Source organism: Oleiphilus sp. HI0086 (assembly GCF_001635225.1).
On sequence record NZ_LWFZ01000275.1, the window covers coordinates 1 to 643 of the forward strand.

Annotated in this window: 1 protein-coding gene; it reads right to left on the reverse strand. The window is 45.9% G+C overall.

Annotated features, from left to right (window positions below):
- Positions 1–633: Ig-like domain-containing protein (locus A3756_RS03500; RefSeq protein WP_197481142.1), on the reverse strand; the 633-nt coding region annotated here is incomplete at its 3' end.
- Positions 634–643 lie beyond the last annotated feature (10 nt).

Genomic DNA, 643 nt, shown 5'->3' on the forward strand with positions numbered 1-643 from the left:
CCCTTCACTATCAATATCATCCTGGCTTGCTATGATTTGCGCATCATCAATAGACAAACCAGAGAGGACTCCTTTATCTTCTCTCGAGCCATCAGACAGCGCTACATCACCAACATAAATAACCGAGCTATCACTGACACTCCAGCTTACTTTATCCGAAATGTCTGCCTCATCACCGTCACTATATGTTCCCCTTGCAAGCAGTTGTTGCGAGGATGTTTGACATACTGGAAGGCTCGCAGGTTGATTACTGACGGCTATCGAGACCAAGGGTGCATCGGAAGAGCGCAATGCCTTAGTCGCCGAAAGGTCGGCAAGCCGTGCTATTACATCCGCCGTACCGTTAGATTTACCTGTCGCCACACCATTACTATTCACCGATATAATCGAAGAGTCTGAACTCGACCAGCTTACCGAACTTGTAATATCAATCTGGCTGGCACCGCCATCAACATTTCCCAAGGCTGTGAATGTCTCGGTCTCCCCTTCACGCACGCGATCATTCGAGGAAACAATAGAAATAGAGGTCAAATTCTTAGTGTTGACTTCAACGGCTTGAATATAAGTTTGCTCATTACCCACACCACAAGCTGTTAAGACAAAGCTAACTAAAAGTAAAACAGCCCGTGTCATCTTTTTTACT